The 20,392-nt window shown below is 71.9% G+C and carries 15 protein-coding genes; 7 read left to right on the forward strand and 8 right to left on the reverse strand.

Translation table 11 applies throughout. The features are described from left to right. Nucleotides 1–328: 328 nt before the first annotated feature. The gene (locus EOINJALH_RS07780; protein ID WP_088279783.1) at nt 329–751 is read right to left on the reverse strand and encodes a cupin domain-containing protein; all 423 of its coding nucleotides are present in this window, start codon (nt 749–751) and stop codon (nt 329–331) included. Between the two features lie 606 nt (nt 752–1,357). Between EOINJALH_RS07780 and EOINJALH_RS07785 the strand changes: the two genes are divergently transcribed. The 5 genes from EOINJALH_RS07785 (at nt 1,358) to EOINJALH_RS07805 (ending at nt 11,193) form a co-directional block, all read left to right on the forward strand. Then, the gene (locus EOINJALH_RS07785; RefSeq protein WP_088279784.1) at nt 1,358–6,508 is read left to right on the forward strand and encodes a PKD domain-containing protein; all 5,151 of its coding nucleotides are present in this window, start codon (nt 1,358–1,360) and stop codon (nt 6,506–6,508) included. Nucleotides 6,509–6,674: 166 nt separating this feature from the next. Continuing rightward, a complete protein-coding gene (locus tag EOINJALH_RS07790; protein ID WP_088279785.1) occupies nt 6,675–8,426 on the forward strand; it encodes an ATP-binding protein in 1,752 nt (583 codons plus the stop codon). Nucleotides 8,427–8,559: 133 nt separating this feature from the next. Beyond that, nucleotides 8,560–9,378: a response regulator gene (locus EOINJALH_RS07795; RefSeq protein WP_088279786.1), complete on the forward strand. Its 819-nt coding sequence runs from the start codon at nt 8,560–8,562 to the stop codon at nt 9,376–9,378. Nucleotides 9,379–9,396: 18 nt separating this feature from the next. Continuing rightward, complete coding sequence (locus tag EOINJALH_RS07800) at nt 9,397–10,146, forward strand: Crp/Fnr family transcriptional regulator (RefSeq protein WP_088279787.1); 750 nt, start codon at nt 9,397–9,399, stop codon at nt 10,144–10,146. A gap of 162 nt (nt 10,147–10,308) precedes the next feature. Further along, nucleotides 10,309–11,193, forward strand: a complete 885-nt coding sequence (locus tag EOINJALH_RS07805) for a spermidine synthase (RefSeq protein WP_088279788.1) — start codon at nt 10,309–10,311, stop codon at nt 11,191–11,193. A 22-nt stretch (nt 11,194–11,215) separates the two neighbouring features. On the opposite strand, the gene EOINJALH_RS07810 is transcribed toward EOINJALH_RS07805, so the two are convergent. The 3 genes from EOINJALH_RS07810 to EOINJALH_RS07820 all read right to left on the reverse strand — a co-directional run bounded on the left by EOINJALH_RS07810 (nt 11,216) and on the right by EOINJALH_RS07820 (nt 15,406). Continuing rightward, on the reverse strand, nt 11,216–12,937 hold the full coding sequence (locus EOINJALH_RS07810; protein ID WP_144289915.1) for a hypothetical protein: 1,722 nt from the start codon (nt 12,935–12,937) through the stop codon (nt 11,216–11,218). 93 nt (nt 12,938–13,030) lie between these two features. Beyond that, nucleotides 13,031–14,698, reverse strand: a complete 1,668-nt coding sequence (locus EOINJALH_RS07815) for a hypothetical protein (RefSeq protein ID WP_144289916.1) — start codon at nt 14,696–14,698, stop codon at nt 13,031–13,033. A gap of 84 nt (nt 14,699–14,782) precedes the next feature. After that, nucleotides 14,783–15,406 (reverse strand): PEP-CTERM sorting domain-containing protein, encoded by a 624-nt coding sequence (locus EOINJALH_RS07820; RefSeq protein ID WP_158219684.1) that lies wholly within the window; start codon nt 15,404–15,406, stop codon nt 14,783–14,785. Nucleotides 15,407–15,856: 450 nt separating this feature from the next. On the opposite strand from EOINJALH_RS07820, the gene EOINJALH_RS07825 reads away from it, so the two are divergent. Then, nucleotides 15,857–16,273, forward strand: coding sequence for a hypothetical protein (locus EOINJALH_RS07825; RefSeq protein WP_144289917.1), 417 nt, complete (start codon nt 15,857–15,859; stop codon nt 16,271–16,273). Between the two features lie 25 nt (nt 16,274–16,298). Beyond that, nucleotides 16,299–16,883 (forward strand): hypothetical protein, encoded by a 585-nt coding sequence (locus EOINJALH_RS07830; protein WP_088279793.1) that lies wholly within the window; start codon nt 16,299–16,301, stop codon nt 16,881–16,883. Nucleotides 16,884–16,902: 19 nt separating this feature from the next. Here EOINJALH_RS07830 and EOINJALH_RS07835 read toward each other — a convergent pair whose 3' ends face one another. From EOINJALH_RS07835 to EOINJALH_RS07850, 4 genes are read right to left on the reverse strand one after another with little or no spacing between them, the layout of a single operon-like run. Beyond that, complete coding sequence (locus EOINJALH_RS07835; protein ID WP_088279794.1) at nt 16,903–17,454, reverse strand: 2-oxoacid:acceptor oxidoreductase family protein; 552 nt, start codon at nt 17,452–17,454, stop codon at nt 16,903–16,905. Further along, entirely contained in the window at nt 17,451–18,284 is an 834-nt protein-coding gene (locus tag EOINJALH_RS07840) for a thiamine pyrophosphate-dependent enzyme (RefSeq protein ID WP_088279795.1), read from the reverse strand. Before EOINJALH_RS07840 ends, EOINJALH_RS07835 begins: the two co-directional genes overlap by 4 nt. Beyond that, entirely contained in the window at nt 18,284–19,501 is a 1,218-nt protein-coding gene (locus EOINJALH_RS07845) for a 2-oxoacid:acceptor oxidoreductase subunit alpha (RefSeq protein ID WP_088279796.1), read from the reverse strand. The genes EOINJALH_RS07840 and EOINJALH_RS07845 overlap by 1 nt, the downstream gene beginning before the upstream one ends. After that, a complete protein-coding gene (locus tag EOINJALH_RS07850; protein WP_199873211.1) occupies nt 19,498–20,385 on the reverse strand; it encodes a 2-oxoacid:acceptor oxidoreductase family protein in 888 nt (295 codons plus the stop codon). The genes EOINJALH_RS07845 and EOINJALH_RS07850 overlap by 4 nt, the downstream gene beginning before the upstream one ends. Nucleotides 20,386–20,392 lie beyond the last annotated feature (7 nt).

The raw sequence follows: 20,392 nt of genomic DNA on the forward strand, positions 1-20,392 counted from the left end.
CCTCTGTGGCGCCGAAGCGCGCAGGCCCTGCGGTGGCGCGCGCAGCGCGCTTCGTCATCAAGCTCGACGCAGTTGTCTGAGCGGAGCGCCCGCCGGGCGCGAAGCGAGTTCTGCGGCGCACCGCTGGGCCGAGCACTGCAGGGCAGTCGGCGCAGCCGACCGCCACAGCGAAGTTCCCCGGCCTGCCCGTGCGCGGCTTTGCCGCCTCAGTGCCTCGGGTCCACCCGAACGGCCGCATCGAGCCCAACACCGACGGCGCGTGCCCAGCGATGCGGACGCGGGGGTGACCCTGCCAGCGCCCCAACTCAAAGAGCAGGGGCGCGGCCACTCACTTCCAGGGCTTGGCCTCTGGCACCGCGGCCGGGGCGGGCATGTCGACGGTGCCGAAGTCGGCCGGGGAGACGATTTCGAGGTACTCCATGTCCGGTGAGTAGTCGAACAGGTAGTGCACGATGCCCGGACGCTGGTGCACGCAGTCACCGGCCTCGACCAGGGTCTCCTGGTCACCGTACATGAACTTGGCCCAGCCCTTGGTCATGAACACGATCTGGAAGTCGGCCTCATGCCGGTGCCATCCGGTGCCCTTCTCTGGTGCCGTATTGGCCTTGACGAGGTGCGCGATGACCCGGCCGGCGGTCGCCGCTTCGACGCCCAGGTCGCGGTACAGGAAGAAATCCCGCAGCCCGTCGCTGCGCCAGGGCGTGTCGCCCGGCTTGACGTGCGAGAACTTGGTGGTGGTGGTATCCAGCATGGGCGCCGCTCCTGCGAGGGGTGGAAGTGCGCGTGACATGCATCAAACGTTCCAGACCACCACCGCCAATGGTCGGCCGCGCCGGCCGCACTCGACCCGACCTCATCCCCGCCCAAGGTATGGCAAGACGCCGCCGCCGAACGAACGGATCGACACGTCCGTCACCTTCCAGGCACGTTCAGACTGGTAAGTGTTTGTGTTCCGGCGCTTTGTCGGTTGGGCGTTAGGCCGGTCGAAGACTCTCGTTGGACGTCGCACCGCCAGGGCCCGGATTTGCCTCTGAAAGTCCGCCGCGGCGGTGATCGGCCGACCGGCGTCGGCCCCCCTGTTTGGGGTGCCCTGTCACCGCGTTTGCCCCTGGTGCGACATTGTGTCGCGGGCCGGCCACACCCCCCAGGGGCGGTGCTAGTCTGTGGCCGCCGTCGCAGTCAACACCCATCTGGGTGGTCGCAGTCCCATCGGGATGCTGCGGCGGGCAGAAGTACTCAGGTTGCGGCCTTCGACGATCCGAAGCGCCGGCCCGTCCGGTGCAGATCCTTGCGCCCGACCGCCGCGTGCCCCTCGAGGGTGGCCGCACCACACCAACGGCATCTGGAGGGGGACAGCATGGGCATCATTCGTGGCGATTCGTTCATCGAGACACCGGGCGTTTCCGGCAAACGCGTCGCCTTGGCCGTGCCGACAGTCGATGCCGTGATCTTCGTCGACGCCGGCGTCGACACCGGCCTGGATGAAGGCTGCCTGCTGTCGCGCATCGTCACCATCACCGACAGCAAGGACAACGGCGCGGCCGGCTGGGGCTACAGCATCGACTACGGCGACGGCAGCGCCCTCGTCACCGGCACGACGCCGACGCTGAGCTTCGAGATCAGCCACCTCTACCTCGATGGCAATGCCAACCACCTGGTCAGCGTGACGGTGACGGACGGCGCCACCGAGTCGGCCACCGACACCTTCACCGTCGCGGTGGCCAATGTCGCGCCGATCCCGGTGATGACCGGCAACGTCGTCATCCCGGAAGGCACCAACTACGTCCTCACCCTGGCGGCCGACGACCCGGCGGGAGCCTACGACACGCTGCAGTTCAGCGTCGACTGGGATGACGGCTTCTCGACCATGCCGCTGACCGGCCCGGGCATCCGCTCGCACCTGTACCGCGACGACGACAGCGGCGCGTCCGACGCCACCCCGCACACCGTCCGCGTGACGGTGTACGACGAGGACGGCGGCATGAGCTACCGCACGCAGGTGATCACGGTGGTCGATGTGGCACCGACCGCCGCCGTGAGCGGCGCCGACGTGGCCGCCGAGGCCAGCGTCTACACACTCGCCGTCGGCCCGGTGGTCGACTCCGTCTTCGACCCGCGCAGCGCCTACGCCATCGACTGGGGCGACGGTGTCGTCGACGCCTTCACGCCCACGCAGTGGACGGCCGCGGCGGGCCTGTTCACCCACGCCTATGGTGCCGGCAGCGGCCTGCGCACGGTGACGGTGAGCACGACCAACGACGACGGCACGTTCGTGCTCGGCAGCAAGACCGTTGCCGTGGGCACGGTGGCGCCGCCGCTCGACCTGGCCGGCGCCACCGCCAGCGACGAGGGCGCCGCCTACACGCTGAGCGTGGCGGCCGCGTCCGCCGTGGGCGGCAGCATCGACTGGGGCGACGGCACGGCGCCGCAGCCCATCGCCGGGGCGGGCGACTACACCCACAGCTTCGCCGACGACGAGGACGGCCCGGTCGATGCCACCCCGCGCACGATCAGCGTCACGGTGGTCGACGGCTTTGGCGCCAGCAGCACCCAGACGCTCGCGGTCGTGGTGAACAACGTGGCGCCGAGCGCTGCGCTCAGCGGCGCGGCCACGGTGGCCGAGACGGGCACTTACACGCTGGGCGTGTCGGCCGTGGCCGACCCCGGCACCGACTCGCGCAGCGGCTATGCCATCGCCTGGGGCGATGGGGCGGTCAGCAGTTTCACGCCGGCCGAATGGGCTGCGGCGGCCGGCAGCTTCAGCCACGTCTACGGCGACGGCGGCCTCGGCGGCACCCAGCGCACGGTGACGGTCAGCGCCACCGACGAGGACGGCACCTTCGTGCTCGGCACCCGCACGCTCACCGTGGCCAACGTCGCGCCGACGCTGGCGCTGACCGGCAGCGCGACCACCAACGAGGGCGCGGTCTACCTGCTCGGCATCGCCGGCAACGACGTCGCCGGCAGCGACGACCCGCTGAGCTACAGCATCGACTGGGGCGACGGCAGCGCACTGGAGGTGGTCACCGGCGCCGCCAGCGTCGGCCATGTGTTCGCCGACGACGAGGACGGCGCCGTCAACGCCACCGCGCGCACCATCAGCGTCACGGCCAGCGATGACGACGGCGGCAGCACGGTGCAGACCCGCGTGGTCACCGTCGCCAATGTCGCCCCCACGGCCGTCGTCGGCGGTGCCGCGTCGGCTGCAGAGGGCAGCACCTATGTGCTGACCGTGGGCGCGCTGGCCGACCCCGGCGCCGACACCCGCACCGGCTACAGCATCGCCTGGGGCGATGGCCTGACCAGCACCTACACCCCGGCCCAGTGGGACGCGGCCGCCGGCAGCCTGACGCACGTCTATGCCGACGGCGCCAGCGCCGGTACGGTGCGCACCGCGACGGTCAGCGCCATCGACGAGGACGGCACCCACGTGCTGGGCTCGCGGACCCTGACCGTGACCAACGTGGCCCCGACCCTGGTGCTCGGCGGCAACGCCGACACCAACGAGGGCGCGGCCTACACGCTGACCCTGGGCGGCAGCGACCCGGCCGGCACGGCCGACCCGCTGAGCTACAGCATCAACTGGGGCGACGGCAGCGCCGTGCAGGCGGTGGCCACCACCGGCAACGTCACCCACGTCTACACCGACGATGCCGCCGGCACGGTGAATGCCACGCCGCGCACGATCAGCGTCACCGTCACCGACGGCGACGGTGGCAGCGCCGTGCAGACCCGCGTGGTCAACGTGAACAACGTGGCGCCGTCCGCCGCGCTCACCGGTCTGGCCACGGTGAACGAGCGGGCCGTCTACACGCTCACCGTAGGCGCCATCGCCGACCCCGGCCCCGACACCCGCACCGGCTACACCATCACCTGGGGTGACGGCCTGTCCAACACCTACACGCCGGCCCAATGGTCCACCGCGGCCGGCAAGTTCACACACACCTACGCCGACGGTGGCCTGGGCGGCACGGCGCGCACCATCACCGTCAACGCCACCGACGAGGACGGCACCTTCGCCATGGGCACCAAGGTCGTCACGGTGGCCAACGTGGCGCCCACGCTCACGCTGTCCGGCGTGGCCGCGGTCAACGAAGGCGCCAGCTACACGCTGGGCATCACCGGCAGCGACATTGCCGGCACGGCCGACCCGCTGAGCTACAGCATCAACTGGGGCGACGGCAGTGCGCCGCAGGTGGTGAACGCCGGCGGCAACGTCACCCATGTCTTTGCCGACGACCAGGACGGCACCCTCAATGCCACGGCGCGCACCATCAGCGTCACGGCCAGCGACGGCGACGGCGGCAGCATCGTCAAGACCCGAGCCGTCACCGTCAACAACGTGGCCCCGAAGGCCACCGTCACCGGTGCCGCCACGGCGCCCGAGGGCGGCACCTACCTGCTGACCGTGGGCGCGGTGACCGACCCGGGCGCGGACTCCCGCACCGGCTACACCATCGCCTGGGGTGACGCCACCACCAGCACCTACACGCCAGAGCAATGGGCCGCGGCGGCGGGCTCGTTCGGCCACGTCTACGCCGATGGCACGAGTGCCGGCGTCGCCCGCACCGTCACCGTCAGCGCCACCGACGAGGACGGCAGCTTCGTGCTCGGAACCAAGGCCCTGACGGTGACCAACGTGGCGCCCACCGTGGTGCTGGGCGGCAGCACCGCCACCAACGAAGGCGCAGCCCACACGCTGACCATCGCCGCCACCGACCCGGCCGGCGCGGCCGATCCGCTGAGCTACAGCATCGTCTGGGGCGATGGCACCGTGGCGCAGACCGTCACGGCCGCACAGTTGCTGGCCGCCGGCGGCAACGTCACCCACGTCTACGCCGACGATGCCACCGGCACCGTCAACACCACGCCGCGCACCATCAGCGTCACCGTCACCGACGGCGACGGCGGCAGCACCGTGCAGAGCCGCGTGGTCAACGTCAACAACGTGGCCCCCACCGCCACGCTGACCGGCGCGGCGTCGGTCAACGAGGGCGGTGTGCTGGCGCTGAACGTCGGCGCCATCGTCGACCCCGGCCCCGACACGCGCACCGGCTACACCATCGCCTGGGGCGACGGCAGTTCCAACGCCTACACGCCGGCACAGTGGGCCACGGCGGCCGGCAACTTCAGCCACGCCTACGCCGACGGCGACGCCGCCGGCACGCCGCGCACGGTCACCGTCAGCGCCACCGACGAGGATGGCACGTTCGTGCTCGGCAGCCTGTCCGTGGCCGTGGCCAACGTGGCCCCGATCGCCAGCGTCACCGGCGCCGACTCCAGCCTCGAGGGCAGCGTCTACACGCTGTCGGTCGGCGCGGTCAGCGACCCCGGCCTCGACACCCGCACCGGCTACAGCATCGCCTGGGGCGACGGCAGCACCGACAGCTTCACCCCGGCCCAGTGGGCCGCAGCGGCGGGCAGCTTCGCGCACAGCTTCGCCGACGGCGGCAGCAGCGGCACGGCGCGCACCGTGACGGTCAGCGCCACCGACGAGGACGGCAGCTTCGTGCTGGGCAGCAAGTCGCTGACCGTGCTCAACGTCGCGCCCACCCCGGTGGTCACCTTCGGTCCCGGCAGCGTCACCGAGGGCACGAGCTACACGATCAACCTGGCGGCCGCCGACCCGGCAGGCGCCTACGACTCGGCGTGGTTCAGCGTCGACTGGGGCGACGGCTACTCGACACAGTCGCTGCTCGGCCCCGGCCCGCGTTCGCACACCTACTTTGACGACCAGAGCGGTCCCGTCGACACCACCGCGCGAACCATCCGCGTGACGGTCTTCGACGAAGACGGCGGCACGAACGTCACCACCCAGACCGTCTCGGTCTCGAACGTTGCGCCGACGGCGGCCGTCAGCGGCGCCGCCACGGCCAGCGAGGGCAGCGTGTACACGCTGAACGTCGGTGCCGTGGTCGACGCGGGCAGCAATGCATTCGGTGGCTACGACATCGACTTGGGCGACGCACGCAGTGGCTACGGCATCGACTGGGGCGACGGCAGCGCCGACACCTTCACGCCAGCGCAATGGCTGGCGGCGGCCGGCAGCTTCGGCCATGTCTACGCCGACGGCGACAGCGCCGGCACGGCGCGCACGGTCACCATCAGCGCCACCGACGACGACGGCAGCTTCGTGCTCGGCAGCCTGAACCTCACCGTGGCCAACGTGGCACCGACGCTGGCCCTGGGTGGCGCGGCCGGCGCGGTGGTGGGCGACGCCTACGTGCTGAGCCTGGGCGCGGCCGCCGACCCGGGCCAGGACAGCATCACCGGCTGGGTGATCGACTGGGGCGACGGCCTGGTCGAGACCGTCACCGCCGGCGGCGACGTCGCGCATGTGTTCGCCACGGCCGGCGCCCGCACCATCGCGGTCGACCTGGTCGACGAGGACGGACTGCATGCCGACGTCGCCACCTTGGCGGTCGAGGTGAGCGACCCGCCCGCACCGGTGGCGCTCATCGGCCAGTCGACGACGGACGTGACGGGCGTGAACTGGTTCTCGGCCTGAGCAGCCCCGGGGCCGGCGGTCGCCGGCCGCCGCACACGCAACGGCCATTGTGTGTGGCACCGAACAGACGAGCGGCGCGCGCGCGTCCAGCATGGTGCAGTTGCCCCGCAACGCCATGCCCGTGCACCGGCACGCCCGTCCTCTTGCAGTCGCTCGCGCGCCCACCATGAAACCAGCACGAACCAAGCCAGCGGCCGCGACCGCCGCCGTGCGTGCGGGTGGCGCCCCTGGTGCAGCGGAGGCACGGACCCAGCGCTCGCTGATCAAGACCGGTGCCCTGCAGAGCGCGATCCTCAATAGCGCCAACTTCTCGAGCATCGCCACCGACGAGCGCGGCGTCATCCAGCTCTTCAACGTCGGCGCAGAGCGCATGCTGGGCTACGCCGCGGCCGACGTGCTGAACCGCATCACGCCGGCCGACCTGTCCGACCCGCAGGAACTGATCCTGCGCGCCCGGGCCATGAGCGCCGAGTTCGGCTGCCCCATCGCCCCGGGCTTCGAGGCCCTGGTGTTCAAGGCCTCGCGCGGCATCGAGGACATCTATGAGCTGACCTACCTGCACAAGGACGGCAGCCGCCTGCCCGCGATGGTTTCGGTGACGGCCCTGCGCGACGCGCAGGGCGCGGTCATCGGCTACCTGCTGATCGGCACCGACAACACGGTGCGACAACGGCTGGACATGGCGCTGCAGGCGACCCACCTCGAGCTGCAGGGCGCCAAGGTGGCGGCCGAACGCGCCAACCAGGCGAAGTCGGAGTTCCTGTCCAGCATGAGCCACGAGTTGCGCTCGCCGCTGAACGCGATCCTGGGCTTCGCGCAGCTGATGGATTCGGGCTCGCCCACGCCCACGCCGGCGCAGAAGGACTGCATCGACCAGATCCTGCAGGCCGGCTGGTACCTGCTGGAGCTGATCAACGAGATCCTCGACCTCTCGCTGATCGAATCGGGCCGGCTGTCGCTGTCGCAAGAACCCATGGCCCTGGCCGAGTTGCTGAGCGACTGCCAGGCGATGATCGAGCCGCAGGCGCGCAAGAGCGGCATCGGCATCGGCTTCGTCGCACCGAGCGTGCCGCTGTTCGTGCGCGCCGACCGCACCCGGGTGAAGCAGATCCTGGTGAACCTGCTGTCCAACGCCATCAAGTACAACCGCGTCGGCGGCACGGTCGAGGTGAGCTGCCGCACGCGGCCGGACGAGCGCATCCGCATCAGCGTGCAGGACACCGGCGACGGCCTGTCGGCCGAGAAGCTGGCGCAGCTGTTCCAGCCCTTCAACCGGCTGGGCCAGGAGGGCGGCGTCGAGGAAGGCACCGGCATCGGCCTGGTGGTGAGCAAGCAGCTGGCCGAACTGATGGGCGGCGTGATCGGCGTCGACAGCACCGTGGGCGTGGGCAGCGTGTTCTGGGTCGAGCTGGCCGCCAGCAGCGGCGTGGACGCGCACGCCGACACCACGCCGCCGGCGGCCGTGGCCACCGCGGGCGTGGCTGCGGGCGCGCCGCAACGCACCGTGCTGTGCGTGGAGGACAACCCGGCCAACCTGATGCTGGTGTCGCGCCTGCTGGCCCGCAGAACGGACATCCAACTGCTCAGCGCCAAGGACGGCCGACGCGGCATCGAGATGGCACAGACGATGCGGCCCGAGGTCATCCTGATGGACATCAACCTGCCCGGCATCAGCGGCGTGACCGCGCTGCGCCTGCTGGCGGCCGACCCCATGACGGCGCACATCCCGGTGGTCGCGATCAGCGCCAACGCCATGCCGCGCGATGTCGAGAAAGGGCTCGAGGCCGGCTTCTTCCGCTACCTGACCAAGCCGATCAAGGTGACCGAGTTCATGGACACGCTGGACCTGGCGCTGGACGCCGCGCGCGACCGGGCCGTCCAGACCGCCGAAGGCGTCCAGGCAGAGGTGGGGCCATGAGCCCCGCCCGGCCGCCCGAAGGGGCTCATTCCCGCCTGGCGGGACGGGCCGAAGGCCCAAGGGTGCCCCAGTGAGCTCCACCCAGTTGCCGGACGATCCACCGCGCACCGCGCACGAAGTCATTGGACAGACCATGGAACAAGCGATCCTCGGGGCCCACATCCTGATCGTGGACGACCAGGAGGCCAACCTGCGGCTGCTCGGGCGCATGCTGGCCGACGCGGGCTACACCCGCGTCAGCACCACGATGAAGCCGACCGAGGTCTGTGCCCTGCACCGCCGCGAGCAGTTCGACCTGATCCTGCTGGACCTGCAGATGCCGACGATGGACGGCTTCGCGGTGATGGAGGCGCTGAAGACCAACGACAGCGACAGCTACCTGCCGGTGATCGTGCTCACCGCCCAGCCGGGGCACAAGCTGCGCGCGCTGCAGGCCGGCGCCAAGGACTTCATCAGCAAGCCCTTCGACCTGGTCGAGGTGAAGATGCGCATCCACAACATGCTGGAGGTGCGGCTGCTCTACCGCCGGCTCGAAGCGCACAACCGCGATCTCGAGCGCCTGGTCAACGAGCGCACCGCCGAGCTGCGCGAGAGCGAGGCCCGCTACCGCAGCCTCACCGAGCTGGCCTCCGACTGGTATTGGGAGCAGGACGAGGACGGCGAGTTCACCAAGGTCTCGGGCCCGGTGATGGAGATGCTGGGCATCCGCGTCGGCCCGCTGGTGGCGGACACCGCCCCCTCGGCGGCCGACGAGGGCTGGGACGCAGAGGAACGCGCGACCCTGCAGGCCCGCATCGCGGCGCGCCAGCCCTTCCTCGACTTCACCTTCCACCGCACCGAGCGCAACGGCTCGCGGCGGCAGTTCCGCGTCAGCGGCCAACCGATGTTCGACCACGCCTGCCGCTACGTGGGCTACCGCGGCATCGGCGTCGAAGTGCTCGCTGGCACCTGAGGCCCACCAAAGCACCGAATGCGCCCGCCGCACAGCCCCAACCAGAACCACCTGCTCGCCGCGCTGCCGACGACCGAGTTCGAATCGCTGTCCGAGGCGCTGGAACTGGTGCCGATGATGCTGGGCGAGGTGCTGTACGAGCCCGGCACGCAGATGCGCCACGCCTACTTCCCGACCACCGCGGTGGTGTCGCTGCACTACGTGACGAACTCGGGTGCGTCGGCAGAAACCGCGGGCGTGGGCCGCGAAGGCATGGTCGGCATGGCGCTCTACATGGGCGGCGACACCACCTCGAGCTCGGCCGTGGTGCACACCGCGGGCCACGGCTACCGCATCGGCCGCCACGAGTTGCTGCGCGCCTTCGCCCGCGACGGCCAGTTGCGCCGCCTGCTGCTGCGCTACACCCAGGCCCTGATCACGCAGATCTCGCAGACGGCGGCGTGCTACCGCCACCACTCGGTCGAGCAGCAACTGAGCCGCTGGATGCTCACCGCGATGGAGCGTGCCCCGACCGCCGGGCTGGTGATGACGCAGGAGCTGGTGGCCGGCATCCTGGGGGTGCGCCGCGAGAGCGTCACCCAGGCCGCCGGCACCTTGCAGGACCTGGGCTACATCCGCTACCGCCGCGGCCACATCAGCGTGCTCGACCCCGTCGGCCTGCGCGCCAGTGCCTGCGAGTGCTACGGCGTGGTGCGCATCGAACTGCAGCGGCTGCTCACCGAGACCCTGCTGCGGCAGGACACCGTGGCGCTGGACGCCGTGGCCTGAGGCGCGCGCGCGCCGCAGAGCATCCGCCTCGGCACGGCGACCCCTGCGGGCCGAAGGGCAGAATGCCGACGACGCCGACAACGCCGGGTTGGGCCCATTCATGGGCCGCCCGCGGGCCGCCCACCGTGGGGCCGGCCGCCGCGATGCGCCACAGGACCCAGGATGCCGCTTCCCACACGCCACCCTCAGCCAGACGGCCGGCGCCGCCTGCTGCGCTCGGCCGGCGCCGCGGCGCTGGCCTGGGCCGCCGCGGGCCTGGCCGGCTGCGACCAGGCCCGCAACCTGAAGCTGCGCCTGCAGGGGATGCGGGTGATCGAGGAGCGCGACACGCAGTTCGGCCGCCTGGCCGTGGTCGAGCTCGACCGCAAGCGCTACCTGGCCTACGGGCCGGGCACCGAGTTCGTCTTCCAGTCGGTGCTCGACCTGGACCGGCCGCTGGCGCTGGCCGCGCCCTACACGCAGCTGATGATGCTGGGCGCCGTCTACGTGCCGCGCCTGGGCCGGCTGGCGCAGATCGGCGCCGGCGCGGGCAACATGGCGGGCTACGCGATACGCACCTTTCCCGGCGCCGAGGTGGACGCCGTCGACATCGACCGCCACGCGGTGGAACTGGGCGCGCGGCATTTCGGCCTGACGCCGAACCCGCGGCTGCACGTGCACATCGAGGACGGCCGCCGCTGGCTGGCCGCGGCCACCACGCCGTTCGACGTGGTGATGCTCGATGCCTACGACGACCAGTCGATCCCGCCTGCGCTGATGGACGCGTCGTTCTTCGCCCTCGTTGCCGAGCGCCTGGCGCCGGGTGGCGTGGTGATGCAGAACGTCTACCTGCCGATCGTCGACACCGCGCGCCTGCTGGCCGCGATGCGCAGCGCCTTCCCCGAGATCGATGTCTACCGGGTCGGCAACAGCGCCGTGCTGGCCGCGCACCGCGGCCCCGCGCGCGACCCGGCGCAACTGCTGGCCCGCGCCCGCGAGCTGGACGCCGCGCTGGCGCCGGTGCACCCGCTGGCCGACTCGCTGGCGCACCGGGTGACGGGGCTCTGACGCCCGCCGGGGCGCGGCGCCGTCAGGTCGACTGCAGCAGGCGGATCAGCAGGTCGATCACGTCGCTGCCGTCGGGCGACTTCAGCCGGTGCTGGCGCAGCGAGCGGGCCAGGTCGGCCCGCGCCAGCATCTGCGTGTCCGAGCGGATCAGGATGCCGGCGATGGCGCGCTGCACGTCGAGCGAGCGGGCCAGAGGGAACAGGCTGGCGATGGCCTGCAGGCTGGGCGCATCGGCCAGCCGCTGGCGCGCCAGGGTCTCGAGCGCGCGCACCTGCGCGGCGGCGGCGGTCATGCGGCCGATGCCGGCGGCCACGGCGCGCACCTCGGCCACATTGGACAAGGGCCGGTGGCGCAGGTAGGTCTGCGCGACGGCCACGTCCTCGTCGTCGGTGCTGGTGAGCGCGCGCAGCGTGCGCTCATGCGCCTCGGCGTGGCCCAGGCAGGCCAGCACCGCCGAATGCGAGGCCTGGCCGGCCCGTGCCGCACCGCTGGCCAGCACCTGCCGGGCCAGGGCCGGGTCGTGCTCGGCGTGGGCCGCGCAGACCAGATCGACCTCGTGGCGGCCGATGCGGTGGCGCGCCATGCGGTCGGCGATCATGCGCCCGAACTCGGCCTGCTCCTGGGCCAACGTCAGCCAGCCGACATTGCGCGCCAGGGCCATCATGCGGGCCTGCACCGATGCGTCGTCGGCATCGCGCGCAAAGGCCAGGTAGCGGTCGCGAGTGGCGTGGTCGCGCCCGATCTCGGCCAGCGCCGTGGCCACGTCGGGCGCCAGCCGCCGCACCGGCCCCAGCGACGCGGCGTAGCGTTCGAGCAGGTCGAGCAGCATGCGCACCTCGGTGGGGTCGCGCTGCAGCACCTGGTGCAGGAAGGCGAGCTTCTGCGCATCGGAGGGCTGGTCGTCGGCGAAGCCGCACAGGTCGCGGCGGAAGCCGGCGTGCGGGTCGGCGTCGGTGAGCCCGGCCACCGCGATCATCGAGCTCGGCCCGAAAAGGTTGAGCAGCGTCGGGCTGGGCCGGCCGCTGGCGACCTCGCCGGCGGGCGCCGTCTGGAAATAGCGCTCGAGCAGCGGCCCGGCGGTGCGGCCCAGCGGCGCCTTCGACGAGAAGCCGTACAGCACCGGCACGTTGGCGAACACATGGCGCAGGCGGTCGCGGTTGCTCTGGCCGTAGCGCTCGCTCAGCAGCGCAGCCGTGCGCTCGGCCTCGGCCGGCGGGCGGCCGGCGCGGCCCAGGCTGCGCGCGATCTCGGCCGAGGCCACGTGCCGCGGCTCGGACTTCAGCGTGTTGCAGCCGAACAGGTACACCTCCTTCAGCTGAGCGAACAGGCTGCCGCAGGAGGCGCTGCACGAGGCCTGCTGCAGCTCGTGCATGGTGAGGAACTCGCGGTCGTCGAAGCGGTCGGTGTAGAACTCGGTGCCGTCGTCGAAATGGCCCGAGATGACCAGCGCGTCGCAGGTGACGCCGCGCCGGCAGGCGGAGGCCAGCCAGTCGGGCTGGCCGCGCTGCACCAGCTCGACGAAACGGTAGTCGCCGCGCGGCAGGTGGCGCTGCAGCACCTCTTTCTCGTCGGGCGAGTTGATGGTGACGGTGCACACCGTCTTCGGCGCGGCGGGCGCCTCGAACGACGCCGTCGCCGACAGCACCGCCAGCGCCGCGGCCCAGGGTCCGACGAGGCGGTGGAGGTGGAGGTGGAGGTGCGACCGTGCCACGGCGGGACGGGTCGAGGCGGCTCGGGTCGGCATGCGGCAGTGTTTCACAACCGGGGCCGGCCGGGAAAGGACATGTGTCGCGGTGGCGCGCGCGGAGGTGGGCGCGGCGGTGGCGCGCCGCCGTGGTCAGGGCGACTGCAACCGGTGCACCAGCGCGTCGATCATGTTGCCGCCGTTGGGCGACGGCAGGCGGCGCTCGACCAGGGTGCTCAGCAGCCGGGGGCTGGCGATGGCGCGGCGGTCGGCCCGGATCAGGATGCCGGCGACCGCGGCCTGCACCGACCAGGACGGGGTGTCCGCGAACAGGCGGGTGAGCCGGTCCAGGATGTCGCCATCGGACAGGTAGTGCCGGCCCAGCGCCTCCAGCGCCCGCACCTGGGCGTCGGACGGGTGCATCGCAGCCACGTCTGCGGCGACACGGCGCAGCTCGGCGGGGTCGTTGAGGGGCCGGTGGCGGAGGTAGGCCTGGGCGATCTGCACGTCGGCCTCGCTGGCGCCCACCAGCGCCTGCAGCGTGCGCGCATGGGCCTCGGCGCTGCCCAGGCAGGCGCGCACGGCGGCGTGCGGCACGTCGTCGGCCGGGCTGCCGGGCGCGACGCGCCGGTTGAAGGCGCCGTCGAGGTCGTGCTCGCGGTTCAGCGTGCAGGCGAGATCGACCTCGGTGATGCCCAACGCGGGGCGGGCCTGCAGGTCGCCCAGCATCAGCGCGAGTTCCTGCCAGCGCTGCTCGGCCGACAGCCAGCCCAGGTCGCGGGCCACGTCGATCAGGCGCGCGCGCGACGACGGCTGTGCGGTGGCCCGTGCCACGGCGAGGAAGCGGGTGCGCGCCGCGTCGTCGCGCACGATGCGATCGCGCGCCCGGGCCACGTCCGGCGCCATCGGCGCCGCGTCGTCGGGCGCGGTGGCCTGCCGCTGGATGCGGTCGAGGTGCACCCATGCATCGGCATTGGGCCGTTGCAGCAGTTCGTGGACGAAGTCGAGCTTGTCCGCGTTCGACACGCGGTCGTCGGCAAAGCGGCAGACATCGCGGCGCACGGCGGCCTGCGGGTCCTTGTCGGTCAGGCCCTGCGCCACCGTCATCGCGAACGGCGCGAAGTGTCCGAGCAGGCGACCGCTGGGATGGCCCTGACCGACCTCACGGATGCCGTTGCCCTGGAAATAGCCCTCGAGGGTGGCAGCGGCGACCGGGCCCAGCGGGGCCGACGAGGAGAAGCCATAGATCACCGGCACGTCCATGAAGATCTGGCGCATGCGGTCACGGCTGCTCTCGCCGAAGGCCGAGTTCAGCGCGGCCAGCTGGCGCGCGGCCTCCTTTGCCGAGTGGCCTTCGCGCACCACGCTGCGCACGATCTCGGCCGCGGCACCGCCCTGCGGTGCCGGGTTCAGCGTGTTGCAGCCGAACAGGTGCACTTCCTTCAGCCGCGAGAACAGGGCCGGGCACGATTCGCTGCAGGACACGCGCTCCAGCTCGGCCACCGGCAGGTACTCGCGCGTCTCCAGCCGGTCGGAAAAGAACTCGTGGGCGCCGTCGTAGTGGCCCGAGATGATGAGCACGTCGCAGGCCACGTCCGCGCGGCAGGCCGAGGCCAGCCAGTCGGGCCGGCCGCGCTCGACGAGTTCGACGAAGCGGTACTTGGCCTCGGGCAGATGGCGACGGAAGGCCTCCTTCTCGTCGGCCGAGTTGACGGTGATGGTGCACACCGTCTGCAACCCGGCAGCGGCCCCTGCCGCCGCCGGCCAAGCCAGTGCGGCGGCCAGCAGCGCGACGAGGGAACATGCCTTGGACCAGCGCATGGTCACATCGTATCGAGGGTGGGCGGCATGCGTGTTGACGCCGCTCTCCACGGTGAAAGACGACCGCCGCGCACGGACCACGCGCTAGCGGCTTGCCTTGCGCGAGCGGGTCCAGCCGAGCAGGGCGAAGGCCGCACCGACCAGCAGCAGCGACGACGGTTCGGGCACGGTGTTCAGCGCCATCGGGCCGCGGGTGTTGCCCACGTTGTCGGCGATCGAACCGACCGACGCGCCGTTGTTCTTGACGCCGCGCGCGGCGTAGCTCACCTCGTGCTCGTCCGAATAGATCGAGCTGGCGCCGAACTTGCCCAGGTCGCGGCCGTTGGGCTGGCCACTCAGCGTGGCGCCGGCGGTGTAGATCCAGGTCAGGTTGGGCAGCAGCGGATCGTCGATGGGCAGCACGTCGTCGGGGGTGAAGCCGACGAGCCGGTCGACGCAGGTCCAGCCGATCGGGCCGAAACACGAGCCGGGCACGAAGCCGGCGAAGTCGTACAGCGTCAGGAAGGAGCCGAAGCGCAGGTTCTCGTGCGGCACGGGGTTGTCGGTCGGGGGATCGCCCGGGGTCACGTCCTGGTCCTGCGACAACTGCAGGTCGTAGGTCCACAGGTACGGTCCGGTGCCGGTGATGGCGGTGCCGGTGGGGATGATGTTGGCCCACCCCGCGAGGGGGGCCACGGCAAGGAGACAGGCCAGGGTCGTGCGCTTCATGGAAATGCCTTCGGTCATGCGGCTGAGGGGTGTCGATGCGGTCCGGAGCCCGTTGTGGCGGCCCGGGGATCGACGGTGCGAGGGTCACGCAAACGGCTGCGGCAATCTGTGCGGTGGGGCACGCAGGGCACCGCGGCGGGGTGCTGGCCCAGGCACCCAAGGCCGTGGCGGCGCCCCTGGCGAGCAAACGGCCTTGTGTGCGGCGCCCCACCGTCCGGGCGGCCGGGCCCTGGCACCATGCCCAGGCGCATCGCACGCTGCATCGACCCGACCCGCATCGCGCCTGGGCTGACCGTCCGCACAAGGTTCGGGCGGAACGCAACGGGACGTGACAGCGGTCGGCGCCGACAAGGTGCGTGGCGTTGGTGGAGTGCATTCGACCCGCCAGCCCGACATGGCCCTCTCAACCTCACGATGGCCCGCCGCCATCCGACCCAGCCGGAGTACCTCATGAACCCATCCCTGACGCGTGGCTGCCTGACCGCCGCGCTCGCCGCCTTGCCCCTGGTCGCCAACGCCTACCGCGTGGGCACGCCGGACACCTACACCGACCTGCTGTGGGCGGTGTCGACCAACGTCGGCGGCCTGTCCGGCTGCACCGAACTGCAGGTCGACGCCACGGGTGATCTCCTCACCTCGTCCAAGCTGACCATTTACGGCGCCCTCAACTGCCCCTTCCAGCAGAGCGGCAGCTACGGCGTCGTCGGCAGCGCGTACTTCGGGGCCGACGGGTCGTACAACATGACGCTGCTGATCGGCTCGAGCACCTCGCTCGAGTGCATCCGCTGGCCGGGCCTGAGCGGCTCGTGCACGTTTTCGGACACCTCCGGGCGCACCCTGGGCGGCGCCTTCCTGGCGTTCCGCTGAAGACCCGGCACACCGGTCCGACGCCATGACCACACTCGTGAACACCTCGATGGCCGCGGCCGTGATGCTGGCCGCCGCGGGCGCGGCATGGTGGCTGGTGGAGGCCGAGCCCGCCCCGCAGGCGGTCGCCGTGCCAGCCGGCCAGACGTCGCCCACGGGGCCGCAGGCTGCGGTGGCGGCACTGCCGCCGGCGCTGGTCGTGCCGCCCCCCCTCGCGAGCCCGCCTGCCGCACCGAAGGCACCGGCGGTGACGCTGGCTGGCCTGCTGGTCGGCGCCGATCGGCAACCCCTGGCGGTGGTGTCGGTCGATGGCGGGCCCGAGGCCCTGGTGCGGGTGGGCGACCCACTCGGCAGCGCGGCCAGCGTGGTGCGCATCGACGAGGGCTCGATGACCTATCGCTTCGGCGACCGTGAGCTGCGCGTGACGGTCAGGCCGCGCGAACCCGGGCCGGCCCTGATCACGTCGACGCCCCCGGCGCAGACGCAACCGGGCTTCGTCGCCGCGGCACCGGCCATCGCCCGGCCCGCCGGCACCTTGCCGGGCAGCGGCAACGACACCTTCCGCCAGGCCGTGGACCGCAAGCTGCAGGCGATCGCCGCGGGCCGTTGAGGCGCCCGCCGCGCACGCGTCAGTGCCGCGTCGCCGCGTCGGCCAGGCTGAAGCCGGCCGCCAGCGCGTCCATGTTGAGGTCGATGTAGAGGCGCGGCGTTTCGGCCCGCACCGAGCGGGCCAGCAGCTCGCGGTCGCAGGCGCCGCCCAGAGCGACGAGCGCGCCCAGCGCCACGATGTTGGCCACGCGCTCGCTGCCCAGCTCGATGGCGGTGCGCGTCATCGGCAGGTGCAGCGCCCGGCAGTCGCCGGCGGGCAGTTCCGGGCACAGCCGCGTGTCGGCCAGCACCAGTGCGCCCGGCCGAAGCAGGTGCCACGACGGGTCCACGGCCAGCTGGTCCAGCAGTACCAGCGCATCGAGCGCGGTGGTCAGCGGGTAGTCGAGGTCGGGCTCGCCCACCACCAGATCGGCATTGCAGTAGCCGCCGCGCGAGGTGGGCTCGTAGGTCTGCGACTGCGCCACGCCGCGGCCACCGGCCACCAGCGCCTGCGCCAGCATCTTCGACGCCAGGATCAGGCCCTGGCCGCCAGTGCCGGCGATGCGCAGTTCCATCCGCAGGGTGCCGCTCATGACGCGCTCGCGGCCAGGGCGGCGGCCCGGCGATAGGCCGCGCCGTACTCGGGTCGGTCGTTCACGGCCAGCACGCCGGTGCGCAGGTCGGTGGACCGGAACGGGCTGTCCACCGTGTCGCGGTAGGCGCTGGGGCGGATGTCGCTCTTCTGGCGCAGGATCATCTCGGGCGACGAGCCCAGCTCGTTCTTGCGGCCGAAGATCTCGGTGCAGTCGGTGAGCACCTCGACAAAGGCGAAACCGGGGTGGTCCAGGCCCTGCCGGATCAGCTCCTTCAGCTTGGGCACGTGGTGCGTGACCTCGCGGCCGACGAAGCCGGCGCCGGCCGCGGCGGCCAGCGCGCAAGCGTCGAAGGCCGGCTCGGCATTGCCCAGCGGCGTGGTGCTGGTGAGCATCTGCTCCGATGTGGTGGGCGAGACCTGCCCGCCGGTCATGCCGTAGATCTCGTTGTTGAGCATCAGGCAGGTCATCTTCAGGTTGCGGCGGCAGGCGTGGATGAGGTGGTTGCCGCCGATGGCCAGGCAGTCGCCGTCGCCGCTGATGACCACCACGTGCAGGTCGGGCCGGGCCAGCGCCAGGCCGGTGGCGAAGGCCAGCGGCCGGCCGTGCGTGGTGTGGAAGGTGTTGGCATCGATGTAGGCCGAGAGCCGTCCGGCACAGCCGATGCCCGACACCACCGCCAGGCGGTCCTTGTCGATGCCCGCCTCGTCCAGCGCCCACAGCAACGCGCGCAAGGCCAGGCCGTGGCCGCAGCCCGGGCACAGGAAGTGCGGCATCATCTCCTGCCGCAGGTGGTTGCGGATGTCGAAACCCGCCGCGTTGCGCAACATCAGTGTGTCTCCCTGGCCAGTGACTCGGCGCGTGCGGCGATGACCGCCGGCGCGATGGGTTCGCCGTCGTAGCGGTTCAGGCCCGCCACCGGCCGGTCGCGCAGGATGCGCTCGACCTCCAGCCGCAACTGGCCGGCATTCATCTCGGGCACCAGCACCGCCCGGGCCTGCGCGGCCGCCTGGCGCAGCGCCGCCTCGGGGAAGGGCCACAGCGTGATCGGGCGGAACAGCCCCGCGCGCACGCCGTGCTCGCGGGCCAGCGCCACCGCGCGACACGCGGCGCGGGCGCTGATGCCGATGGCCACGATCAGCACCTCGGCATCGTCGCACTGCAGCGCCTCGACCTTGTCGATCAGCTCGCGGTGCTTGTCCAGCTTGGTCAGCAGCCGGGTCTGGTTGCGCTCCACCACCTCGGGCTTCTGGCTCGGGAAGCCGCTCTCGGCGTGCGTCAGGCCCGTGGTGTGCGTGCGGTAGCCGGCGCCCGGGCGCGCCATCGGCGGCACGCCGTCGTCGGTCGCTGCATAAGGTTGATAGTTTTCGCGCGGGCCGCTGGCCCATGTGCGCTCGACCGGCACGACGCTGCCGGCGGGCGGCAGCTCGACGGTCTCGGTGAGCTGCGCGATGGCCTGGTCGTACAGCACCACCACCGGCGTGCGCAGCCGCTCGGCCAGTGCGAAGGCGCGCACGGTCTCGTCGTGCACCTCGCGCACCGAGGCCGGCACCAGCACGATCATCGGGTAGTCGCCGTGGCTGCCCCAGCGCGTCTGCATCAGGTCGGCCTGCGCCGGCCGGGTGGGCATGCCGGTGGACGGGCCGCCGCGCATCACGTCGATGATCACGCAGGGGATCTCGGCTGCGGCGGCGTAGCCCAGGTTCTCCTGCTTCAGCGAGAAGCCGGGGCCGCTGGTGGCCGTCATGGCCTTCTCGCCGCCCATCGACGCGCCGATGACGGCGGCCATCGAGGCGATCTCGTCTTCCATCTGCACGAACACGCCACCCAGCGGCGGCAGCAGCCGCGACAGGCGCTCGGCCACCTCGGACGAGGGGGTGATGGGGTAGCCGGCAAAGAAGCGGCACCCGGCCGCCACCGCGCCCAGCGCGCAGGCGTGGTTGCCGGACAGCAGGCGCGCGCGCGGCGCTTCGGTGCGCACCGGCACGGCGCTGGCCAGGCTGGCCTCCTGCAGTGCTGCGAAGGGTTCGGTGACAGGCGAAGTCATGGGGCAGCAGCCGCCGACAGGGCCGGCGATTCGAGGTGGACGCGGATGGCGAAATCGGGACACAGCCACTCGCACAGGCGACAGCCGGTGCAGCGCTCGGGCTCGGCCAGTTCGACGACGCGTTCGCCGTTGAGCACGAGGCAGCGCTCGGGGCAGAGCTTGACGCAGATGTCGCAGCTCTTGCACCAGGCCGGCGTGATCTCGAGCCAGGGGGCAGGCACCTCGGTGCCGCTGCCGGCGAGCGTGGCGGCATGCGAGGTGTCGGCGGGCTCGGTGCCTTCGCCGCGGCGCTCGCGCTCGATCCACTCGCGGCCCAGGCCGAAGGCCTTCAGGTTGACGGACAGGGTCTTGGCGGGCACGAAGGTGGCCAGCGCGGTCTCCCATTCGTCGACCGTGAAATCGAGCGCCACCGACAGCGCGCCCAGCAGCACGACGTTGGCGACGCGCTCGTTGCCCAGGTCTTCGGCAATGCGGGTGGCGTCGATGGCGCAGCCCTCGGCGACATGCTCGCGCACCTCGGCCGGCGTTTCGCGGGCGTAGCGCATCGCCGCGCCGGGCCGCCGGTTCAGGCAGGCGAAGGGCGGCACGATGCGCTTGGTGTCGGCCACGAACAGCCCCCTGCCGTGCCGCAGCCAGGGCAGCCAGCGCAGGCCCTCGGCCCATTCCAGCGCCACCAGCACGTCGGCCTCGCCCTGGGTGATGGTGGGCGACCACACCTGCGGCCCGAAGCGCACGTGGCTGAACACGGCGCCGCCGCGCTTGGCCATGCCGTGCACCTCGCTCTGCTTGACCTCGAAGCCACGCTGCTGCGCCAGGTAGGCCAGCACCTTGGACACCAGGATCACGCCCTGGCCACCGACGCCGACGATCAGCACGTTGGTCACGGCGGGG

Origin of the sequence: Ideonella sp. A 288 (genome assembly GCF_002198735.1) — a bacterium.
In the GTDB taxonomy this organism is placed as follows: Bacteria; Pseudomonadota; Gammaproteobacteria; order Burkholderiales; family Burkholderiaceae_C; genus Pseudaquabacterium.

Coding starts and splice junctions, on each gene's coding strand:
- EOINJALH_RS07820 (WP_158219684.1), bottom strand. CDS start 15,406: ATGAAGCGCACGACCCTGGCCTGTCTCCTTGCCGTGGCCCCCCTCGCG.
- EOINJALH_RS07830 (WP_088279793.1), top strand. CDS start 16,299: ATGACCACACTCGTGAACACCTCGATGGCCGCGGCCGTGATGCTGGCC.
- EOINJALH_RS07825 (WP_144289917.1), top strand. CDS start 15,857: ATGAACCCATCCCTGACGCGTGGCTGCCTGACCGCCGCGCTCGCCGCC.
- EOINJALH_RS07835 (WP_088279794.1), bottom strand. CDS start 17,454: ATGAGCGGCACCCTGCGGATGGAACTGCGCATCGCCGGCACTGGCGGC.
- EOINJALH_RS07790 (WP_088279785.1), top strand. CDS start 6,675: ATGAAACCAGCACGAACCAAGCCAGCGGCCGCGACCGCCGCCGTGCGT.
- EOINJALH_RS07780 (WP_088279783.1), bottom strand. CDS start 751: ATGCTGGATACCACCACCACCAAGTTCTCGCACGTCAAGCCGGGCGAC.
- EOINJALH_RS07810 (WP_144289915.1), bottom strand. CDS start 12,937: ATGCCGACCCGAGCCGCCTCGACCCGTCCCGCCGTGGCACGGTCGCAC.
- EOINJALH_RS07815 (WP_144289916.1), bottom strand. CDS start 14,698: ATGCGCTGGTCCAAGGCATGTTCCCTCGTCGCGCTGCTGGCCGCCGCA.
- EOINJALH_RS07800 (WP_088279787.1), top strand. CDS start 9,397: ATGCGCCCGCCGCACAGCCCCAACCAGAACCACCTGCTCGCCGCGCTG.
- EOINJALH_RS07795 (WP_088279786.1), top strand. CDS start 8,560: ATGGAACAAGCGATCCTCGGGGCCCACATCCTGATCGTGGACGACCAG.
- EOINJALH_RS07840 (WP_088279795.1), bottom strand. CDS start 18,284: ATGTTGCGCAACGCGGCGGGTTTCGACATCCGCAACCACCTGCGGCAG.
- EOINJALH_RS07805 (WP_088279788.1), top strand. CDS start 10,309: ATGCCGCTTCCCACACGCCACCCTCAGCCAGACGGCCGGCGCCGCCTG.
- EOINJALH_RS07785 (WP_088279784.1), top strand. CDS start 1,358: ATGGGCATCATTCGTGGCGATTCGTTCATCGAGACACCGGGCGTTTCC.
- EOINJALH_RS07845 (WP_088279796.1), bottom strand. CDS start 19,501: ATGACTTCGCCTGTCACCGAACCCTTCGCAGCACTGCAGGAGGCCAGC.